General features: G+C 68.6%; 20 protein-coding genes and 1 pseudogene. 17 read left to right on the top strand and 4 right to left on the bottom strand.

Annotated features, from left to right (window positions below):
• The first annotated feature begins 230 nt into the window (after positions 1 to 230).
• From NCR40_RS22285 to NCR40_RS22275, 3 genes are all read left to right on the top strand, one after another.
• On the top strand, positions 231 to 1,106 hold the full coding sequence (locus NCR40_RS22285; protein ID WP_047748381.1) for an EamA family transporter: 876 nt from the start codon (positions 231 to 233) through the stop codon (positions 1,104 to 1,106).
• 208 nt (positions 1,107 to 1,314) lie between these two features.
• Positions 1,315 to 2,493, top strand: a complete 1,179-nt coding sequence (locus NCR40_RS22280) for an acetate/propionate family kinase (RefSeq protein ID WP_047748382.1) — start codon at positions 1,315 to 1,317, stop codon at positions 2,491 to 2,493.
• Between the two features lie 208 nt (positions 2,494 to 2,701).
• Positions 2,702 to 4,054 carry a phospholipase D family protein gene (locus NCR40_RS22275; RefSeq protein WP_186437271.1) on the top strand — a complete coding sequence of 451 codons (1,353 nt, stop codon included), beginning with the start codon at positions 2,702 to 2,704 and terminating at the stop codon, positions 4,052 to 4,054.
• Between the two features lie 240 nt (positions 4,055 to 4,294).
• On the opposite strand, the gene NCR40_RS22270 is transcribed toward NCR40_RS22275, so the two are convergent.
• Both NCR40_RS22270 and NCR40_RS22265 read right to left on the bottom strand, forming a co-directional pair.
• A complete protein-coding gene (locus tag NCR40_RS22270) occupies positions 4,295 to 5,620 on the bottom strand; it encodes an NAD(P)/FAD-dependent oxidoreductase (RefSeq protein WP_047748383.1) in 1,326 nt (441 codons plus the stop codon).
• Positions 5,621 to 5,695: 75 nt separating this feature from the next.
• Positions 5,696 to 7,900, bottom strand: a complete 2,205-nt coding sequence (locus NCR40_RS22265) for a putative bifunctional diguanylate cyclase/phosphodiesterase (protein WP_047748384.1) — start codon at positions 7,898 to 7,900, stop codon at positions 5,696 to 5,698.
• Positions 7,901 to 7,967: 67 nt separating this feature from the next.
• Here NCR40_RS22265 and NCR40_RS22260 point away from each other — a divergent pair.
• Positions 7,968 to 8,639, top strand: a pseudogene (locus tag NCR40_RS22260) (Tn3 family transposase); the annotation flags it as partial.
• Positions 8,640 to 9,760: 1,121 nt separating this feature from the next.
• Here NCR40_RS22260 and NCR40_RS22255 read toward each other — a convergent pair.
• A complete protein-coding gene (locus NCR40_RS22255; RefSeq protein ID WP_011114071.1) occupies positions 9,761 to 10,042 on the bottom strand; it encodes a type II toxin-antitoxin system YafQ family toxin in 282 nt (93 codons plus the stop codon).
• Entirely contained in the window at positions 10,029 to 10,292 is a 264-nt protein-coding gene (locus tag NCR40_RS22250; RefSeq protein WP_011114070.1) for a type II toxin-antitoxin system RelB/DinJ family antitoxin, read from the bottom strand. Before NCR40_RS22250 ends, NCR40_RS22255 begins: the two co-directional genes overlap by 14 nt.
• Positions 10,293 to 10,464: 172 nt before the next feature.
• Here NCR40_RS22250 and NCR40_RS22245 point away from each other — a divergent pair, with 172 nt between their 5' ends.
• The 13 genes from NCR40_RS22245 (at position 10,465) to kfrC (ending at position 18,542) form a co-directional block, all read left to right on the top strand.
• The gene (locus NCR40_RS22245) at positions 10,465 to 10,893 is read left to right on the top strand and encodes an antirestriction protein (protein WP_011114069.1); all 429 of its coding nucleotides are present in this window, start codon (positions 10,465 to 10,467) and stop codon (positions 10,891 to 10,893) included.
• A gap of 44 nt (positions 10,894 to 10,937) precedes the next feature.
• Positions 10,938 to 11,156, top strand: coding sequence for a hypothetical protein (locus tag NCR40_RS22240; protein WP_012478187.1), 219 nt, complete (start codon positions 10,938 to 10,940; stop codon positions 11,154 to 11,156).
• Positions 11,157 to 11,167: 11 nt separating this feature from the next.
• Complete coding sequence (locus tag NCR40_RS22235; protein WP_011114068.1) at positions 11,168 to 12,376, top strand: hypothetical protein; 1,209 nt, start codon at positions 11,168 to 11,170, stop codon at positions 12,374 to 12,376.
• Positions 12,377 to 12,392: 16 nt separating this feature from the next.
• The gene (gene korC / locus NCR40_RS22230) at positions 12,393 to 12,650 is read left to right on the top strand and encodes a transcriptional repressor KorC (RefSeq protein WP_011114067.1); all 258 of its coding nucleotides are present in this window, start codon (positions 12,393 to 12,395) and stop codon (positions 12,648 to 12,650) included.
• A 157-nt stretch (positions 12,651 to 12,807) separates the two neighbouring features.
• Positions 12,808 to 13,044, top strand: a complete 237-nt coding sequence (kleA, locus tag NCR40_RS22225) for a stable inheritance protein KleA (protein WP_011114066.1) — start codon at positions 12,808 to 12,810, stop codon at positions 13,042 to 13,044.
• Between the two features lie 208 nt (positions 13,045 to 13,252).
• Positions 13,253 to 13,579: a KleE stable inheritance protein gene (gene kleE / locus NCR40_RS22220; protein ID WP_011114065.1), complete on the top strand. Its 327-nt coding sequence runs from the start codon at positions 13,253 to 13,255 to the stop codon at positions 13,577 to 13,579.
• 1 nt (position 13,580) lies between these two features.
• Positions 13,581 to 13,910, top strand: a complete 330-nt coding sequence (locus NCR40_RS22215; protein WP_011114064.1) for a DUF2761 domain-containing protein — start codon at positions 13,581 to 13,583, stop codon at positions 13,908 to 13,910.
• A gap of 106 nt (positions 13,911 to 14,016) precedes the next feature.
• Complete coding sequence (locus NCR40_RS22210; RefSeq protein WP_011114062.1) at positions 14,017 to 14,325, top strand: transcriptional regulator KorA; 309 nt, start codon at positions 14,017 to 14,019, stop codon at positions 14,323 to 14,325.
• Positions 14,322 to 15,086 (top strand): ParA family protein, encoded by a 765-nt coding sequence (locus NCR40_RS22205; RefSeq protein ID WP_011114061.1) that lies wholly within the window; start codon positions 14,322 to 14,324, stop codon positions 15,084 to 15,086. Before NCR40_RS22210 ends, NCR40_RS22205 begins: the two co-directional genes overlap by 4 nt.
• Complete coding sequence (locus tag NCR40_RS22200; RefSeq protein WP_011114060.1) at positions 15,083 to 16,132, top strand: transcriptional repressor gene korB; 1,050 nt, start codon at positions 15,083 to 15,085, stop codon at positions 16,130 to 16,132. Before NCR40_RS22205 ends, NCR40_RS22200 begins: the two co-directional genes overlap by 4 nt.
• A gap of 178 nt (positions 16,133 to 16,310) precedes the next feature.
• The gene (locus tag NCR40_RS22195; protein ID WP_011114059.1) at positions 16,311 to 17,342 is read left to right on the top strand and encodes a DNA-binding protein; all 1,032 of its coding nucleotides are present in this window, start codon (positions 16,311 to 16,313) and stop codon (positions 17,340 to 17,342) included.
• A gap of 170 nt (positions 17,343 to 17,512) precedes the next feature.
• Positions 17,513 to 17,860 carry an IncP plasmid survival protein KfrB gene (kfrB, locus tag NCR40_RS22190; protein WP_000664557.1) on the top strand — a complete coding sequence of 116 codons (348 nt, stop codon included), beginning with the start codon at positions 17,513 to 17,515 and terminating at the stop codon, positions 17,858 to 17,860.
• A 28-nt stretch (positions 17,861 to 17,888) separates the two neighbouring features.
• Positions 17,889 to 18,542, top strand: a complete 654-nt coding sequence (gene kfrC, locus NCR40_RS22185) for an IncP plasmid survival protein KfrC (RefSeq protein ID WP_000826922.1) — start codon at positions 17,889 to 17,891, stop codon at positions 18,540 to 18,542.
• The last annotated feature ends 122 nt before the right edge of the window (positions 18,543 to 18,664 follow it).

Below are 18,664 nucleotides of genomic sequence, written 5' to 3'. Positions count from 1 at the left end.
CCTTCCTTGGCCGAACGTGTTTCGAGGCCCAAAACTCGTGCCATACTTGGCCTCATGCGGTTGAATTTCCTATCCGTCGTGGACAATGCAGCCGAGCAGACCATGCCCGCAATACAACACCGCCTGCTTCCGTTGCCCTGCGAACCAGTGCATGCGCCGCCGGACATTCGGCCCTGGATGGCGCCCTGCTTGGTCCGCACCCCGTCCGCCTCCATCCCAGGGGCCGTGCCATGACGGTGCTGAGCCTGTCGATGGTGGTGCTGGCGGCACTGATCCACGCCACCTGGAACCTGCTGGCCAAGCGTGCCGCCCATGCGGGCACGGCCTTCGTCGGCGCCAGCACCGTGGTGGCCTGCGTCGCCTACCTGCCCTGGGTGGTGTGGCAGCTCATGCATGGCGGCATGCCCATCAACGCGCCGGTCGTGGCCTGCATCGTGGCCAGCGGCCTGCTGCACCTGGTCTACAGCATGTGCCTGCAGAAGGGCTACCGCGTGGCCGATCTGTCGGTCGTGTATCCGGTGGCCCGCGGAACCGGACCGCTGCTGTCCTCGGTCGGCGCCTTCGTGCTGCTGGGCGAGGTGCCCTCGCTGCACGGCCTGCTGGGCCTGGCCGCCATCGTGCTGGGCATCGGGCTGATCTGCACCGACGGCCACCTGGCCATGTTCCGCAAGCCCGGCGCCCTGGCCGGCGTGCGCTGGGGCGGCGCCACGGGGGCCCTCATCGCCGGCTACACCGTGGTCGACGCCTGGGGCGTGAAGGTGCTGGGCGTCGGACCGGTGGTGCTGGACTGGTTCTCCAACCTGGTGCGGCTGTGCGTGCTCGCGCCCTGGATGCTGCGCAACCGCGCAGCCACGGTGGCGGCCATGCGCGGGCACTGGTGGCTGGCCGTGGCCGTGGGCCTGCTCTCGCCGCTGTCCTACATCCTGGTGCTGGCTGCGCTGGAGATGGGCGCGCCGGTCAGCGTGGTCGCGCCCACGCGCGAGATGTCGATGATGGTCGGCGCGCTGTTCGGCATGCTGGTGCTGCGCGAGCGGGTGGGCCCGGGCCGCGCCGCGGGCTGCGTGCTGGTGGTGCTGGGCGTGGTGCTGCTCAGCGGGGCCGTGTGAGAAGCTGTGCACCGGGCCCTCGCGGCCACGCGAGAGGCGGGATCGGCCGGTGCAGGCCCGAAGGCACGCGCGCCGACCAATCCCACACCAGCACCTGGGCGCGACAATCCCCGCCGTGCCGACCAGCCGCGCCGACGGCCGCGCGATGGCGCAACGCATCCTGCGCCGCGGCCCTGCTGCTGGCCTACCTTCATCGGAGCAAGCCCCTATGACTTCCTTCATCGTCGTGCTGAACTGCGGCTCGTCGAGCATCAAGTTCGCGCTGTTCGACGCCACCGGCACGGACCGCCACCCCGCCTGGAACGGCAAGGTCCAGGGCATCGGCGGCCCGGCGCCCGACTTCGGTGCCACCACGGTGCCGGTGCGGCCGGTCGACCTGGGCAGCGAGCAGCCCTACACGCGGGCGCTGCAGACCATCCGCGAGGAGATCGTGCGCTGGCTCGACGGCCGCTCCGTGGCGGCGGTGGCACACCGCGTGGTGCACGGCGGCGCCCGCTACCTGGCGCCGCAGCGCGTGGACGCCCAGGTGCTGGCCGAACTCAAGGCCCTGGTGCCGCTGGCGCCGCTGCACCAGCCCTTCGCGCTGGAGGCGATGGAGATCCTGCTGCGCGAGCAGCCCGGGCTGCCGCAGGTGGCCTGCTTCGACACGGCCTTCCACCGCAGCCTGCCGCTGGTCGAGCAGGTCCTGCCCCTGCCCTACGCGGCCTTCGAGCGCGGCCTGCGCCGCTACGGCTTCCACGGCCTGTCGTACGAGTACATGGCCGTGGCGCTGCAGGAACGCCACGGCGCGCTGGCACGCGGCCGCACCGTGGTCGCCCACCTGGGCAGCGGCGCCAGCCTGTGCGCCATGCAGGCGCTGCAGAGCGTGGCCACCACCATGGGCTTCTCGGCGCTGGACGGCCTCATGATGGGCACGCGCACGGGCGCGCTGGACCCCGGGGCCGTGCTCTACCTCATGGAGATCGAGAAGCTTTCGCTGCAGCAGGTGGGCCGTGTGCTGTACCACGAGTCGGGCCTGCTGGGCGTCTCGGGCATCTCGTCCGACCCGCGCGTGCTGCTGGAGCGCGAGGCCGACGCGCCGCGCGCCGCGCTAGCGCTGGCGCTGTACGTGCGCCGCATCGTGCGCGAGGTGGGCGCGCTGGCAGCGGTGCTGGGCGGGCTGGACCTGCTGGTCTTCACGGCCGGCGTGGGCGAGCACAGCGTGGTGCTGCGCCAGCGCATCTGCGCGGCGCTCGACTGGCTGGGCGTGGCGCTGGACGAGGATGCCAATGCCCGCAACGCCAGCGTCATCTCGGCCGCCGCCAGCCGCGTGCGTGTGGGCGTGGAGCCGACCAACGAAGAGTGGGTGGCGGCGCGCCATGCGCAGGAGGTGCTGGCCCTGGGATGAGAACCATCGGGATGTCCATGCCGCTGCGCCGTTGCTGCATCGCCTTGTTCGCCGCAGTGCTGGCGCTGCTGGCCGGCTGCGCGCAACTGCCTTCGCTGGAGGGTCGCAGCGCGAGCCGGCTCGACCCGGACACCGCGGCCACGCGGCTGGGCCGCGCCGTGCGCCAGGCCGCTGCGCTGCAGTCGCCCGGGCACTCGGGCACTCGGGCATGTTCCTGCTCGACCAGGGCCGCGACGCCTTCGCCACGCGCGTCTTGCTGGCCGAAGCGGCCGAACGCACGCTGGACGTGCAGTACTACATCTGGCGCGACGACATGTCGGGCCGGCTGCTGTTCGAGGCGCTGCGCCGCGCAGCCGACCGCGGCGTGCGCGTGCGCCTGTTGCTCGACGACCTGGGCAGCGCGGGCCTGGACGCCACCTTGGCCGACCTCGACGCCCACCCGCGCATCGAGGTGCGGCTGTTCAACCCCTTCGTCCAGCGGCGCTTCAAGCCGCTGGGCTTCGTGACCGACTTCGGGCGCGCCAACCGGCGCATGCACAACAAGTCGTTCACGGCCGACAACCAGGCCACCGTGGTCGGCGGCCGCAACGTGGGCGACGAATACTTCGGCGCCGAGGTCGACACGCTGTTCGTGGACCTGGACGTGCTGGCCATCGGGCCCGTGGTGCAGGCCGTCTCCGAGGATTTCGACCGCTACTGGGCGAGCGGCTCGTCCTATCCGCTGGCCTTGCTGCTGGACGCGGCCGACGCCACGCCGCCGCCGCCCAAGGACCTGCAGAACCTGCCCGACCGCACGCGCCAGTACCTGGACGCCGTGGCGCGCTCGTCCTTCGTGGCCGAGCTGCTGGCAGGGCGGCTGCCGCTGCACTGGGCGCCGGTCGAATTCGTCAGCGACGATCCGGCCAAGGGACTCGGACAGGCGGACGATGCCGACCTGATGTTCGCGCGCACGGCCCGGCTGGTCGACACGCCTGCGCACAGCCTGAAGCTGGTATCGCCCTACTTCGTGCCCACGGCGCGCGGCACGGCGCTGTTCGAGAAGCTGGCGGCCCGCGGCGTGGACGTGGCCATCCTCACCAATGCGCTGGAGGCCACGGACGTGGCCGTGGTGCACGCCGGCTACATGCCTTGGCGCGTGCCGCTGCTGCGCGCCGGTGTGCAGCTGTACGAGATGCGGCGCGAAGCCGACACGCAGGCGCCGGACGCCAAGCTGCGCCTGGGCAGCAGTTCGGCAGAGAGCCTGCACGCCAAGACCTTCGTGGTCGACCAGCGCCAGTTGTTCGTGGGATCGTTCAACTTCGATCCGCGCTCGGCCCGGCTCAACACCGAACTGGGCTTCGTCATCGACAGCCCGGCGCTGGCCGCGCAGCTGGACACCCAGCTGCGCGAGAAGGCCAGCGCGCGCGGCTACCAGCTGCAGTTGAGCCCGCATGGCCGACTGCAATGGCGCGACGGCCGCAGCGAGCCGCCGCAGCTGCTGGAACGCGAACCCGGCGCGCCGCTGTGGCTGCGGCTGGGCCTGCGCCTGCTGTCCTGGTTGCCGATCGACTGGCTGCTGTAACCCTAGATTCGGCAGTTGGATGCGCCCGATGGCGCCGTGATCGGCGTGCCAGGCAAGGCGCGACGACGCGGCGCACTTCTGTGCGCAAGGAGGAGCAACGCGGCATGGCGCGGCGAGCGCGGTGCCGGCGGGTGCATAGCGTCCTCACCTCGAAGGTGAGAGCCATCGAAGACGCTCGCTTCAGTGTCCATGCGGTGTTTCTGAAGGTGGCGAGCGGTCAACTGCCGAATCTAGGGCAACTCAATCCAGCCGGATCGGTGGCCGCACGCGCGCCTGGATGCGGTCGGCCAGCCACAACAGGCCGCCGCGCCAGAAGCCGTGCAGCCGTGCCTGGTGGCTGCGGTACAGCATGGCATGGCTCAGCTGCGCCAGGCGCCCGCGGATGATGCCGCCGTCGAAGAAGCCGAACTGGCCCAGCGATCCGAACGCATCGTAGTCGGCCAGCGACACCAGCGCGCCGAAGTCGCGAAAGCGGAACGGCGGTACCGTGGCCCCGGCCGCCAGCACCTGCGGCAGGTGGCGCACCAGGTGCTGGGCCTGCTGGTGGGCCACCTGGGCCGTGGGCGGCAAGGGCCGCTCGCTGCCGGGCAGCGTCAGGCTGGCGCAGTCGCCGACGGCGTAGATGGAAGCGTCGCGCGTGGTCTGCAGCGAAGGATGCACCAGCAGCTGGTGGTTGCGGTTGGTCTCCAGGCCGTCCAGGTCGGCCAGCACCGCCGGCGCCTTCACGCCGGCGGCCCAGACCTTGAGCGAGGCCCGCAGCAGGCTGCCGTCGGCCAGCTCGAAGCCCTCGGCCAGCGCCGCTTTGACCTGCGTGTCCGTGCGCACGCGCACCCCGAGCGCGCGCAGACGCCGCAGCGCGGCCTCGGAGATGTCCTGCGGGAACGAGGCCAGCAGCCGCGGCCCGGCCTCCACCAGTGTGATCGTGAGCCGCTCGCCGAGACCCGTGGCGCCATAGGCCTCGGCGGTCTCGGTCAGCTGCACGAGTTCGGCCGCCAGCTCCACGCCCGTGGCGCCACCGCCGACGATGGCGATGGACAGCGGCTGCCCCATGGCCACGCACTGCAGCATGCGCAGCCGCACTTCGCGGCTGAAGGCATCGGCCTGCAGCCGCGAATCGATGGCATGGCAGTGCTCCGCCACGCCCGGCGTGCCGAAGTCGTTGGCCTGGCTGCCCAGGGCCAGCACCAGAACGTCGTAGGGCAGCCTGCGCGCAGGCACGAGCAGGCGGCCGTCCTCGGCATGCAGCGGCGCGACCTGGACCAGGCGCTGCGGCCGGTCCAGGCCACTCAGCGCACCGGGCTGGTAGACGAAGCCCGCGTCGCGCGCCTGGGCCACGAAGGTGGTCTGCTGCTGGGCGATGTCGCGCGTGCCGGCCGCGATGGTGTGCAACATCGGCTTCCAGACATGGGCGGCATCGCGGTCCAGCAGCGTGACGGTGGGCGCGCCCGGCCGGGCACGCCAGCGCCGGCCCAGCGACGTGGCGATCTCCAGGCCGGCGATGCCGCCGCCCACGACCAGAACGCGGGCGCCGGGTGTGTCGGGTGTGCCGAATGCGGTCGTGTTCATCGGACCATTACAGCACCGGCCACGGCGCCAGGGCCTGCAGGCGCGCACGCCGCAGGGGATTGCTGCGGCGCCGTCCTACGCCGCTACGGCGTGCGCCGCACCCGCTTGCGCCACGGCCTCGCGCAACAACCACGCCTGCAAAGCCTCGCGCTCCATCGGCTGCGCGATGTGGTAGCCCTGGCCCTCGTGGCAACCCATGTCCACCAGGGCCTGCAGCGTGTCCGCATCCTCGATGCCCTCGGCCAGCACCTGCAGGCCCAGCCGGCGGCCCAGCTGGGCCACCGTCTCGGCGATGCGGGCGCTGCGGGCCTGGCGCAGCTGGCGCACGAAGCCACGGTCGATCTTGATGCGGTCCAGCGGCAGCCGCTCCAGGTAGCTCAGCGAGGAGTAGCCGGTGCCGAAGTCGTCGACCGCGATGCTGATGCCCTCGGCACGCAGCGCCGTCAGCGTGGACTCCAGCAGCTGCGTGGGCAGCACGGCGGCCGACTCGGTGATCTCCAGCTCCAGGTGCCGGCCCTGCAGGCCGTGCTCGGCCAGCGCGCCGCGCACGGTCGCGAGGAAGGCCGGGTCGCGCAGCTGGGCCACGGCCACGTTGACCGCCATGCGCCGCGGCGCGCAGCCCTGGTCCAGCATGGCGCGCATGGTGGCGCAGGCCGTGGCCAGCACCCACTGGCCCAGCGGCACGATCAGGCCGGAGTGTTCGGCCACCGGGATGAAACGGTCCGGCGGCACCAGCCGTCCGTCGGCGGTGCGCCAGCGCAGCAGCGCTTCCAGGCCCACGAGCGCCTGCGTGCGCAGGTCGCGCTGCGGCTGGTAGACCAGGTACAGGCGTGCCTGGTCGATGGCCGCGCGCAGCTCGGACAGCAGCAGCGCGCGCTCGCGCGCCTCGGCCCCCATCTGCTCGGCGTAGCGCAGCTCCTGGCCACGGTGCTCGCGCTTGGCGCGCTGCAGCGCGATGGTCGCGTCCTTGAACAGGTCCACACCGGTCTGGCCCGCGTCGGCCAGCAGCACGTAGCCGCAGGTCAGCGAGACCTTGTGCGGCACGCCGTCCAGCAGCAGCGGCTGGCGCACACAGGCCAGCAGGCGCTGGGGCAGCACCTGCGCGCGGCTGCCCAGCACGCCGAAGGTGTCCGACCCCACGCGCGCCAGCAGCACGCCCGGCGGCAGGGCCTGGGCCAGTTGCTGCGCCACCGCGCGCAGCAGCCGGTCGCCGAAGCGGTGGCCCATCACGTCGTTGGTGGCGCTGAAGTCGTCGATGTCCAGCAGGGCCAGGATGTGGTCGCGCGCGCCGCGGCGCGCGCATGCGTCCACCTGCTCGGTGAAGTGCGCGCGGTTGGGCAGGGACACCAGCGCGTCGTGGTAGGCGGACTGGTGCAGGCGCTCGAGCAGGCTGCGGTTGTGCCGCAGCGTGCGCAGGTGGGCGCAGAACACCTCCAGCAGGCGCGGCTCCGGCGCCTCGCGCAGCGCGGGCGCGTGCACGTAGACCGCCATGGCCTGGCCGGCGTGCTGCCCCATGGGCAGGGCCAGACCGCCCGACGCACCACCGTGGGCGGGCAGGCCTTGCACCAGCGCGCGGTGCAGCAGCAAGGCGGCGTTGGAGGTCTGCAGGCGGCGCCGACGCGCGGCGAAGTCGCCGGTCGCGGCCAGAACACGGCAGCCGCTGGCGGCGCCCGTCTCGCGCACGCAGACCAGGCCCTGCGGCGCCACGCCCAGCAGGCCGGCCAGCTGGGTGATCACGGCCGCCGCGAAGCCGCGCAGGTCGGTCTGCTCCATCAGCGCCGCGCCCGATTGCACGATGCGCGCCAGGCTGCGCCGGTTCGCATCGATGCGGCAGTGCTGCACGTAGGCACGCACCGCGCCGGCCAGCACCGCGCGCAGACGCTGCGGCGACAGCTCCGCCTTGCGGCGGTGGTCGCCGATGTCGTGGCGGGCCAGCATCGGCAGCGCGAGCGAGCGGGCCTCGGTGCGCAGCACGATGCGCATGTTCACGCGGCCGGCCTGCTGTCGCGCGAAGCCGGCCAGGCCGCCGGACGCGGCGCCGCCCAGCAAGGCGTCCAGCAGCAGCACCGCGAGATCGTCCTCCTGCAGCAACAGGTGGCGGGCCCGTGCCGCATCCTGTGCATGCAGCACGACCACGGGCCGCCCGAACAGTACCAGTCCCTGCACGGCAGCACGGGCCGCTGCATGCACCTGCAGGTCGTGGTCGGCCACCAGCACGCGCCAGGCCGGCGACTGCTCCGTGCCGCGGTCGGCGCCCGCCCGCTCAGCCTGGCTGCACATGCAGGTCGTTGCCGGCATGTGCCACGCGGTTGCGTCCTCCGCGCTTGGCGGCGTACAGGGCTTCGTCGGCCAGCATCTTTGCCCGCGGTTGAAGGAACTCAAACAGCGCCACCTCTTTGTGCCACGCGGCACCAAAGTGCCCGCAGAAATCGCTGCGGTGTGCGAAGCCAATGTCGACGTCGCTTTGATCGAAAAGCATTGGGATAGTCTGGTGCACCTGGCAGCCTCGGTCATGAGCGGACATGCCAGTGCGGTGGCAGCTCTTGCGCGGTTCGGTTCTGCCGCCCAGGGCGATCCAATCTATGAGGCTGGCGTGCAATTGGGGCGGTTGCTGCGTACGGCGTTTTTGGCTGACTACTTTGTCAAGGACGCTTTCAGGAACGAGTTGCGCCGGGTGCTCAATCGGGGCGAGGCTGTTAACGCCCTCAAGCGCGCCATTTATACCGGCCGGATCAGCCCGGCGCAGGCCAAACGTGTCGATGAAATGCAGGCTGTGGCCGATGCGTTGAGCCTGATGGCCAACATCGTGATGGCGTGGAATACCTCACAGATGCAGGCGGTCCTGGATCGCTGGTCGAACCGCCGCCAGGTCATTCCACCGGAACTGATCGGGAAGATTGCGCCCACCAGGCTGGAGAGCATCAACTTGCGGGGTGTGTTTCGCTTCCCGGTTGACCGCTATGCTGACCAAATCCTGCCTTCGCGGCCAAATGCATCGATAACTGGCACCAATGGATGAAACCGACCACGGTTTGACGCCACGAATCGCAGATTTGAAAGTGAACAGGAAAGTCAATGAAATCAACGATCTACCAACACCACCTCCGCGCCAGTGCTAGCTTTTCGTACCGTCACTTATTGCACTGAAAACGAGGAGACCCCTCACCGGGCCGGTGGCCCTCGCCGCTGGGCTTTGCGGCCCTGACGGGCCTTCCTGGCCCGTTTCCGGGGCCTTCCCTGCCCTGCCCCACCGGCGCGGCCGTTGTGGACAGTTTCGGGACAAGTCGGCCGAGGCCGGCCGGCGCAGCCCTGACGTTGACACTTGAGGGGCAGCGGGGCCGGCGCGATGTTGACACTTGGGGGGCAGCGGCCGATTTCGGCCTGGTCGAGCCGTCCAGGCGGCCGCCGAGGCGGCCTAAGTGCCTGATCGGCATGGAGTTATCCACCGAAGTTGTGGATAACCCTGTTAGGAACCCTGCCCCGGTATTGACACTTGAGGGGCGGCCCTACTGACACTTGAGGGGCGCGGTTCTTGACACTTGAGGGGCAGCGTATTGACACATGGGGGGCTTATCCATTGACACTTGAGGGGCGGCCTCTTCGCGCTTTTCCTTGGCGTGACAACGGTTTACGCGCGTTTTTCGGTCATGCTAACCAGGTTTTTAACCGTCTTTATAACCTTTTTATATAACCAGGTAGTTTTAACCAGAGGCTGGCGAAAAAAACGGCAACACGGCCCAAGCTACCGCGCAGCATGACCGGCCGCCGAAGGGGGGAAACCCCCCTTCTCGATCCCACCCGGCCGCAAGCGGCCTCCCATCCCCCCAGGGGCTACGCCCCTCGGCCGCCTTGCGGCCTCACCCCACAATGGAGCGCCTTCGGCGCTACGGCTTAGGAGAGCCAGGCGCAAGCGCCTGGCGGAAGGCAGTAAGTTCGAGAGCTTGCGAGGGGGCAAAGCCCCCTCACACTCCCCAACCAGGTCGCCGCGGTTCGACCGGCCGCGCGATCCTCAAGCATCGCAGCAGCTCCACCGCCGCAGGTTTTACGCCAAGGAAGGGGGTCGGCCAGCTCGGCCGGTGGCGCGGAAAGCGCCCCTCAAGTGTCAATGAAACGTGAGACGCGGGGCCAGGCCCGCGCCGATCACAAGCCGAGTTCGGAGTGAGAGCCGAGGCGCACCAGGCGCAGCGTGTCGGCGTCGGGCTTCTGGTAGATCAGCACCAGGTCGGGCTTGACGTGGCAATCCCGGTGATCCTTCCAGTCCCCGGTCAGCGCGTGGTCGCGGTGCCGAGGTTCCAGCGGCTGGTCGTCGGCGAGCGCGACCAGGACGGGCACCAGGTCGGCGTCGAGCGTGGCCCGGTGCTGCCCTTTCGCCTCGCGCTTGTAGTCGCGCTTGAACTGGCCGGTGCGCTCAATCTGCCGCATGCAGATCGGCCATCAGATCGTTGACGGTGGCGAAGCGCGGCAGCTTGCCCTTGCGGGCTTCCTTCATCGCCTCGATGGTGGTGGCGTTCGGAATCAGCGGCTCGAAGGGCAGCGCCTTGTCCTGGGCCACCTTCGTGAGCAGCAGCCGCACCGCGTCGGACACGGTAAGGCCCATCGCGGCCAGGACGGCCGCCGCTTCTTCCTTGATCGCGCCGTCGATGCGCGTTTGTACGAGCTGGTTTGCAGCCATGATTGGTTCTCCGGTTGGGTTCGTGAATTACATTGTAATGCACGCCAAGGGAAAGGGCAAGGTTTAGCGGCTAAAACGTTTAGCTAAAGTGCTTGACGATTAGGACATTTTGCCCTAATATAGCACTTGAAGGCCGGGCATTTCGCCCAGGTCAACTACCGGAGAAAGTCCGATGAACACCCAAGAGCAACCCGTTACCGCTTCCCTGGTCGCCGAGGCCCAGCGCCTCGACTTCCTGCCCGCCTACTTCGGCCCGCGTCTGATGATGCGCGGCGAGGCCCTGGTGTATGCCTGGCTTCGCCGGCTCTGCGAACGCTACAGCGGCGCGTATTGGCACTACTACACCTTGTCGGACGGCGGTTTTTACATGGCCCCCGACCTGGCCGACCGCCTGGAGATCGAGGTGGACGGCAACGGCTTCCGAGGCGAGTTGTCGGCCGACGCCGCCGGCATTGTCGCAACCCTGTTCGCGCTGGGTCAGCTCGCGGCCGAGGCCGCCGACACGGACGCCGGCGATGCCCTGATCGACCGCTATCACTTCCTGCGCGGCTTCGCAGCCAGCCACGCCGAGGCGGCCGCGATCTACCGGGCTATTGACTGATGAGGGGCGGCCCCGGCTTCGGCCGGGGCTTCCAGGAGGCGACCATGACCAGGAACAACGCTCCCCAGGCACCGACGAACAGCTACGCGACGGACGGCAAGTGCCACAACGCCGAGCCGGGCACCTACGGCCACGAATGCGGCAAGCCGGCCGCATGGATCGGCACGAACCACAAGGGGTTCAGCTCGGGATTCTGCGACGACTGCAAGCGCCACGGCTACGAAGCCCGCGACGTGATCGCGTGGCGGCGTGCTGACACTTGAGGGGCCGGCCGATGGCGAAGAAACGCAAGACGCCGGCCCAGCCGGGCCAGGACTGGAACGCGCCGGCGGCCGAGCTGCTGGCCGAGCTGCCCACCGACCGCGACGAGCTGCTGGCCGCCGCCGTGGCGGCCGTGGTGGAGATCGACGCGGCGATCATGCGCGGTGACGGTGCGGCCGCCGAGGCGGCCAGCGACCGATACGAGGCCGTCATCTGGAAGATGAACGGCGGAACGCACGTGGGCAGCATGGCCGACCACGACGCGCCCGGCCAGGTCATCGAGCGCCATTGCGCGGCGGTGCCTGGCGACGTGCCCTTGTGGGGCCAGCGCGGCCAGTTCCTGGTCGCGGATGGCGACATGCGCGCCCTGGTGGAGTACGAGGCCGGCTACGGCGGGCCGCTGGGTGCCCACTTCCAGTTCCACGTCATCGACCTGGACAGGCCGTTTATCTCCGAAACGGGCTACCGCTCGCACTTCGACACGGCGCAGGGCTGCATGACGGTGGACGAGGTTGCGCGCGGCATCCTGGCTGCGCAGCGAGCCGAGAAGAAGCGCCCGGTGATGGTCGAGGCCAGCTACCGCGACCGCCTGGCCGATGCTCCCCTGCCCGCTTGGCTGGCCGGCTTGGAGCCGCCGGCGCGGCGCGCACCGGCGACCGTCCTGGTGCCGCCGGGGTTCGTCCTGGTCGATGTGGTGCTGCCCTCGCATCGGGCCTTCATCGCCAGGCGCTGGGCGGCCGAGGCCGCGACCAGGATCAAGGCGGCCAGGGCCGCCGGGTTGGACGCCAAGGGAAAAATCACCGGCGCAGGCCCGGAGCGAGATCCCGCATCGCCAGAAACGACGATGACCTGCAGCATCGTCAAAGCCGACGATGCCGAGCCGGGCGAGGGCGGGCCTGTATCGCCGGAAACAACGATGCCGCGAGCGAGCGCGGCAACCTGCAGCATCGCCAGGAATGGCGATGGAGGCCCGGCCGACCTGGTGGAGTTCAAGCCCGGCCAGCGGTGCGAGATCGTGAGCGTCCATCACCCGGTTTTCGACCGCTACATCGGCAAGCGCATCATCATCGTGAAGGTGCATCCCGACACCCGCCAGGTGTGGGCGCACGACGACAGGCCGGTAACGTACAAGACCAATCGCGCAGGCCGGCGCGTGGTCGATTCAGACCCGAGCTGCATCCAGTCGATCTACGGCTTCGACCAGTTGCGGCTTATCACTTGACCAGGAGAACGAACGAATGACGAACGACGCCAATATCCGGCTGGAGTGCTTGAAGCCGGCCGAACGCTGGGCGCAACCGACCGGCGAGGAAGTCCGAGAGGTGCTGCGCCTGGCCGGGTTCAGCGGCAGCAAGGCCGCGAAGGCGCTGGGGCTGGGCGCGAAGGGCGACCGCACGATCCGCCGCTGGATCGGCGAGGACACCCCGATTCCCTATGCGGCATGGGCGATCCTGTGCGACCAGGCCGGGCTGGGCGTGATCTGGAAAGAGGATTGACGCCAAGGGAAAGGTTTTAGCGGCTAAAGTTTAGCCTTCGGATTCCGGTAAAGCGAAAAAAGTTTAGCTAAAGTGCTTGACAGGTTAGGGCATTTTGCCCTAATATAGCACTTGAAGGCCGGGCACATTGCCCAGGTCAACTACCGGAGAAAGTCCGATGAGCGACAACAAGATTATGCCCTGGATTGACGAGCTGGAGGGCGCGGCAGCGACCGACTTCCCGGCCCGCCGTGACGAGATCGCGGCCATGATGGCCGAGGCGGCCGAGCTGGTGTGCAAAGCCGAGGAACTGCGCGGCAAGGCGTACTTCGCCGGATGCTCCCTGGAGGGGCAGGCCAAGGGCCATTGGTCGATGGAAGCCGTCGAGCAGGCCAAGCGCCGGGCCGGCTGGTAAGAGCACATGGCCCGGTCGGCAACGGCCGGGCCTATCGAGGACGCCAAGAAGGAGTATTGCGTGAGCCGAGGCAAGATCAAGGGCGGCCCCAGGTGGAGGAACGCCCCGGAGTGATCCGGGGCGCTTGGCCTGGTGCTGGCACACCGTAACCATGCTTCCGAGTGGGAGCACCCAGCATTCAACACGTAAGCGCGTGGAGGGTCAAGCTATGTCCAACATCATCAAGTTCCCCAAGGAGATCGAGCAGCCCGCCGCGCCCGCGCCGGTGGAGCCTGCCGCCGCGTCTGCTGCCCCCAACAAGGCCCCCGGTGCTGGCCTGCTGGCCGGCCTGGTCAAGTTCGTATGGGTGGCGACCGTGCTGGTCTGGCCGATCCTCAAGTGGGTGCTGTCGATTGCCACCTTCTTCCAGTTCGTGCGGATGCTCTACCACTGGAACACGCCTGGCGTGTATGCCGGTTGGTCGTTCCTGGCGTACTTCGCGGTGCTGACCGCGATCACCTACTTCGTTTCGATCTACAAGCCGAAGGGGCTTTGACATGAAAAAACAGACCCTACCCTACCCGCCGGGATTCGTGGAGCCGAACACCGGCCGGGTGGCCGTCCTGGTGCGCGAGTACGCGGCCAGCGACTTGAACGGCGATGCGCCGGCCTATTGGTACAGCGCGCAATCCGAGGAATGGGGCCTTGACCCCTGGCGACTGGTGGAAGGCGTCGATCCGCACACCGCCGGCGGTCAGTTCGACGTGTGCTTTGCCAACGGTTCGAGCCGCACGGTCGGCCCGCTGATGACGTTCTTCATGAGTGCCGCTGACGCGGCCAGGTTGAACGCCAAGAAAGAAGATCACGCGCCCATTTTTAGCCGCTAAAACGCTTGACGCGGGCGGCGAGTTTAGCTAAACTTCTGCACATGGTCGGCGGCTGGCACCGCCTTTTGTTCAACAACCGGGTGTGGAGTTTATATGGGTGTTCTCCATGAAGAAACGGCTAACCGAAGCCCAATTCCAGGCGGCGATCAAGGGCCTGGAGATCGGGCAACAGACCATCGACATAGCGCGCGGCGTGCTGGTCGATGGAAGGCCCCAGGCCGAGTTTGTGGCCTCGCTGGGGCTGACCAAGGGGGCGGTATCGCAAGCGGTCAGCCGCGTGTGGGCAGTGGCGGGGGAAGTGCTCCCGCAGGGCTTCGAGCGGGTGACGGCGGTACTGCCGGAGCATCAAGCGTTCATCGTCAAGCGTTGGGAAGCCGACGCCAAGGGAAAGAGGAAACAGGAACCCAACTCATGAAAACACTGGTCACGGCAATTCAGAAAGGCGGTCAAGGCAAGACGTTCGCAACCTGCCACCTGGCGTTCGACTTCCAGGAGCGCGGCCTTCGGGTTGCAGTGATCGACCTGGACACCCAGGGCAATGCGAGCTGGACGCTGGCCGGCCACGACTCGGGCTATCCCGCCAGTCGCATGTTCACCGCCGGCGGCGACGAGCTGCGCGCCTGGTTCGCTGACCGGGAGGATGACGGCCTGGCGCTGATCGCGGCAGACGCCAACCTGGCGAACCTGGACAAGATGGAGCTTTCCCAGGCGGCCGCCGCGCTGCGGGCCAGTGTGGCCGCGCTGGGCGAGTTCTTCGACGTGTGCCTGATCGACACGGCCCCCTCCCTTGGCGTCGCCATGACGGCGGCCGTGCTGACGGCCGACTACATGCTGTCGCCCATCGAAATGGAGGCGTACAGCTTGCAGGGCATGAAGAAGATGGTCGCGGTCATCAGCAACCTGCGCAAGCAGAACCCCAAGCTGCGCTTCCTCGGCATGGTGCCGAACAAGGTGGACGCGCGGAAGCCGCGCCACGTCAACAACCTGGCGACGTTGCAGCAGGCATACCCGCAGCTCATCTTGCCGTTCAGCATCGGCGCGCGTGACAGCATCGCCGAGGCGCTGGGCGAGCAGATGCCGGTGTGGAAGATCAAGAAGACCGCCGCGCGGAAGGCCACCCAGGAGGTGCGTGCGCTGGCGGATTACGTGTTCACGAAGATGGAGATCGCGCAATGAGCGCCAAGACCAACGCCAAGAAGAAGGAGCAGGACAAGCCGCAATCGTCCGGGCTGGGCCTGGACGGGCTGGGCGACCTGGCCGGCCTGCTGAACGAGCAGCCGGCGGCCAACGCCGGCGGCGCAGGCCCGCAGGAGCTGCCGCTTGACCTGATCGACGAAGACCCGCACCAGCCGCGCACGGCCGACAACCCCGGCTTCTCGCCGGAGAGCATCGCGGAGATCGGCGAGACGATCAAAGCGCGCGGCGTGAAGTCGCCCATCAGCGTGCGCGAGAACCCGGACGCACCGGGGCGCTACCTCATCAACCACGGCGCGCGGCGCTATCGCGGCTCGAAGTGGGCGCACAAGACCACGATCCCGGCCTTCATCGACAACGACTACAACGAGGCCGACCAGGTTATCGAGAACCTGCAACGCAACGAGCTGACGGCGCGTGAGATCGCCGACTTCATCGGCCGCGAGCTGGCGAAGGGCAAGAAGAAGGGCGAGATCGCCAAGGAGATCGGCAAGTCGCCGGCCTTCGTCACGCAGCACGTCACGCTGCTGGACTTGCCCGAACCCATTGCCGAGGCGTTCAATAGCGGCCGGGGCAAGGACGTGACTGTCATCAACGAGCTGGTGACGGCCTACAAGAAGAACCCCGACGAGGTGGCCGCCTGGCTGGCCGACGACAGCCAGGAGCTGACGCGCGGCTCGGTGAAGCTGCTGCGCGAGTTCCTGGAGGACAAGCGCAGTCACGAGGACGGCGACCGTGATCCCAACACCGTCGATGCGCTGACCGGCAAGACCGACGCCGAGGCCGGCGACGGCGAGCAGGGGCCGCAGGATGATGACGCCAAGGGGAAGAAGGAGCCGAAGGAGGCCGACCCCGACAAGCTCAAGAAGGCCATCATCCAGGTCAAGCACGACGACCGGCCGGCACGGCTGATCCTCAACCGCCGGCCCCCGGCCGAGGGCTGGGCCTGGCTCAAATACGAGGATGACGGCCAGGAGTTCGAGGCCGACCTTGGCACCGTGCAGCTTGTCGCGCTGCTGGAGGGCTGACACGCCCAGCGCCGGGCATCGCCGACCACCGACCCCCACCCATCGCCCCGCCATCGAGCGGGGCTTTTTTTGCCCGCGTTTTAGCCGCTAAAAAAAGTTCAGCTAAACCGCTTGCGTAGTGTTGTATGTTGTAGTATGCTTCACGCTACAACATACAACCGGCCAAAGGAGGCCCGACATGGCGATCTCGAAGGAGCAGATATTTGCGGTGGCCGACGAACTGGACGCGGCCGGCCAGAACCCCACGCTGGCGAACGTGCGCAAGCAGCTCGGCAGCGGCAGCTTCACCACCATCAGCGAGGCGATGAACGAGTGGCGCGCACGCAAGGCCAGCCAGGCCGCCCCGATCCGCGAGCCGGCACCGCAGGCGATCACTGACAAGCTGGCCGAGCTGGGCGGCGACTTGTGGGCCGTGGCGCTGGAAATGGCGAACAACCGCCTGGCCGCCGAGCGCGAGGCGCTGGAGGCCGTGCGCCAGGAGACGGAAGCAGCGCGCCAGGAAGCCGCAGAGCTGGCCGACCAGCTCACCGGCGAGCTGGACGAGGCCAAGGCCCGCATCGCGGCCCTGGAGGCCGTCGAGGCGGCCGCCAAGGGCGAGGCCGACGAGCTGCGCGGCAAGCTCGCGGCGACCAGCGAGCGCGCGGCCACGGCCGAGGCCAGGGCCGGCGAGCTGCGCACGGAGCTGGATCACGCCCATCAGGAAGCCCGCCAGGCGCGCGCAGAGCGCGACAAGGCCCAGGAGAGGGCCACGGCCAGCGCCGACCAGGTGGAGGCCCTGCGGGCCGACCTCGCGGCCGCGAACAGCCGTACCGCCGAGATCGAGCGCCGCGCCGGCGAGCTGCGTGCCGACCTGGAGCGGGCGAACCAGGCGACCGACCAGGCGCGCGCCGCTCAGGCCGAGCAGCGGAAGGCCACCGAGGCGGCCGCCGCCGAGCGCGACCAGGTGCGCGCGGAGCTGGTGAAGGTGCAGGCCAAGGCCGAGGCGGCCGAGCAGGCCCACCAGGAGCAGCGCAAGGCGATGGCGGCCGAGGCACACCGCCAGGCCGAGCGGCTGACCGCCGCCCAGGGCGAGCGCGACCAGGCGAAGCGCGACGCTGCCCAGGCCCGCGAGGAAGCGGCCGGGCTTCGCGGCCGGCTGGAGGCCCTGGAAACCGTCATGGCGCAAGGCCGGGCGGCCGATCCGACCAGCGGCGGACGCAAAAAGACCTGATAAATCGGTTGGTTTTCCTTAAAATTACCCTGGAACCCTGACAAAACGCACAACCCGGCCGCTGGGAAGAGCCGGCCTCGCTTTGCCGAGGTCGGCTTTTTTGTTGGAGCGCGGCTTGCATGGGGCCACCATCACCCTTTTGAGAACTACGGCAACCATAGGAGTGCCCGATGAAAGAACGCCTCTTGGTCATGAACGGTCAACGCATCGTTCAGGCCGAAAAGGACGGCGCTTGGACGAATCAGAAAGTAGACAAGGCGGGCGCGTTGAAGCCCGGCATCTACAACCTGTACACGGCCCAAGCGGCCGACAAGAAGCAGACCCACGCCGGCGTGATCGTTCATGCCGACGCCACCAACGTGTACCAGCAGATCGGCAAGAACTTTGTCATGCACGCTCGGTCAGATTTCGATAAAGTACCTGAAATTGGGAGCGCAAAGAGCATCAGCTACAACGCCCAGGGCAAGGCGGCAGTCGCCGCAGAGGCCCCGAAACTGACGCGGGGGCGCTCCATGTAGCTTTAGCGGCTAAAAAGGAGGCACGCCCTTGAAACGACTCACCATCCCCGGCAGCGGCACCGAGAGCCGCGCCACCAAGCCGGCCCGCGTCAGCGCGCCGGCCACCCTCGGCGGTGCCGCCTTCGGCGCTTCGCGCGAGGACACCGGAGCCGACTTGCTGGAGGCCGCCCAGGCGGCCGAGATCGAGCAGCAGGCCACCCTAGAGGCGGCCCCGGTCGAGCAGTCCTACCCCGAAACCCTGGCGCTCTACGTGCAGGCCAAGCACGACCAGGTGGAGCACATCGAGGACAGGCTAGAAAACCTGATCGACCGGCAGCAGGCCCGTTTGCAGCAGACCCAGGCGTCCGCGCCTGGCCGGCTTTCCTTGCCCGGCTCTAAGCGAGCCTGGCAGAACCAGCAGGCGCAGCAGCAGGCCCGCTTGCAGACGCTTCACGCGCGCCTGGAGGCCGTCCGCGAGATCAAGGAAGGCATGGGCCTGCACTCGCCGAAGATCGAAGAGCTGGCGACGCGCAAGATGCGCGCCGAGAACCCCGAGCTGGCTTCCGATTGGGATGCCATGCGCGAGGCCGCCCGCCGGCATGAGCTGCTGATGCGCAAGCAGGAGCAGGAGCGCAAGCAATCCCAGGCCCAGGAGCGGCCAGGGAGATCGCAGTCCTTGGGCCTGTCAGCCAGGCCCGCATAAAAACGAAGCCCGGCGGTCGCCGGGCTTTTTTCTCGAGCATCGCCATTTCTGGCGAGGGAGGCCCGCCGAGGGCCTGGTGGAATCATCCTGCAGCATCGTCACAAGCGACGATGCCGGGAGCT

Origin of the sequence: Caballeronia sp. GACF4 (assembly GCF_023631025.1) — a bacterium.
Lineage (GTDB): Bacteria > Pseudomonadota > Gammaproteobacteria > Burkholderiales > Burkholderiaceae > Caballeronia.
The sequence above is the reverse complement of the archived record's forward strand: the minus strand, read 5'-3'. Positions and strand labels throughout refer to the sequence as shown.

What these genes read in the sequence shown, in the direction of transcription:
- NCR40_RS22285 (WP_047748381.1), top strand. Translation starts at nt 231, where the DNA reads ATGACGGTGCTGAGCCTGTCGATGGTGGTGCTGGCGGCACTGATCCAC.
- NCR40_RS22280 (WP_047748382.1), top strand. Translation starts at nt 1,315, where the DNA reads ATGACTTCCTTCATCGTCGTGCTGAACTGCGGCTCGTCGAGCATCAAG.
- NCR40_RS22275 (WP_186437271.1), top strand. Translation starts at nt 2,702, where the DNA reads ATGTTCCTGCTCGACCAGGGCCGCGACGCCTTCGCCACGCGCGTCTTG.
- NCR40_RS22270 (WP_047748383.1), bottom strand. Translation starts at nt 5,620, where the DNA reads ATGAACACGACCGCATTCGGCACACCCGACACACCCGGCGCCCGCGTT.
- NCR40_RS22265 (WP_047748384.1), bottom strand. Translation starts at nt 7,900, where the DNA reads ATGTGCAGCCAGGCTGAGCGGGCGGGCGCCGACCGCGGCACGGAGCAG.
- NCR40_RS22255 (WP_011114071.1), bottom strand. Translation starts at nt 10,042, where the DNA reads ATGCGGCAGATTGAGCGCACCGGCCAGTTCAAGCGCGACTACAAGCGC.
- NCR40_RS22250 (WP_011114070.1), bottom strand. Translation starts at nt 10,292, where the DNA reads ATGGCTGCAAACCAGCTCGTACAAACGCGCATCGACGGCGCGATCAAG.
- NCR40_RS22245 (WP_011114069.1), top strand. Translation starts at nt 10,465, where the DNA reads ATGAACACCCAAGAGCAACCCGTTACCGCTTCCCTGGTCGCCGAGGCC.
- NCR40_RS22240 (WP_012478187.1), top strand. Translation starts at nt 10,938, where the DNA reads ATGACCAGGAACAACGCTCCCCAGGCACCGACGAACAGCTACGCGACG.
- NCR40_RS22235 (WP_011114068.1), top strand. Translation starts at nt 11,168, where the DNA reads ATGGCGAAGAAACGCAAGACGCCGGCCCAGCCGGGCCAGGACTGGAAC.
- korC (WP_011114067.1), top strand. Translation starts at nt 12,393, where the DNA reads ATGACGAACGACGCCAATATCCGGCTGGAGTGCTTGAAGCCGGCCGAA.
- kleA (WP_011114066.1), top strand. Translation starts at nt 12,808, where the DNA reads ATGAGCGACAACAAGATTATGCCCTGGATTGACGAGCTGGAGGGCGCG.
- kleE (WP_011114065.1), top strand. Translation starts at nt 13,253, where the DNA reads ATGTCCAACATCATCAAGTTCCCCAAGGAGATCGAGCAGCCCGCCGCG.
- NCR40_RS22215 (WP_011114064.1), top strand. Translation starts at nt 13,581, where the DNA reads ATGAAAAAACAGACCCTACCCTACCCGCCGGGATTCGTGGAGCCGAAC.
- NCR40_RS22210 (WP_011114062.1), top strand. Translation starts at nt 14,017, where the DNA reads ATGAAGAAACGGCTAACCGAAGCCCAATTCCAGGCGGCGATCAAGGGC.
- NCR40_RS22205 (WP_011114061.1), top strand. Translation starts at nt 14,322, where the DNA reads ATGAAAACACTGGTCACGGCAATTCAGAAAGGCGGTCAAGGCAAGACG.
- NCR40_RS22200 (WP_011114060.1), top strand. Translation starts at nt 15,083, where the DNA reads ATGAGCGCCAAGACCAACGCCAAGAAGAAGGAGCAGGACAAGCCGCAA.
- NCR40_RS22195 (WP_011114059.1), top strand. Translation starts at nt 16,311, where the DNA reads ATGGCGATCTCGAAGGAGCAGATATTTGCGGTGGCCGACGAACTGGAC.
- kfrB (WP_000664557.1), top strand. Translation starts at nt 17,513, where the DNA reads ATGAAAGAACGCCTCTTGGTCATGAACGGTCAACGCATCGTTCAGGCC.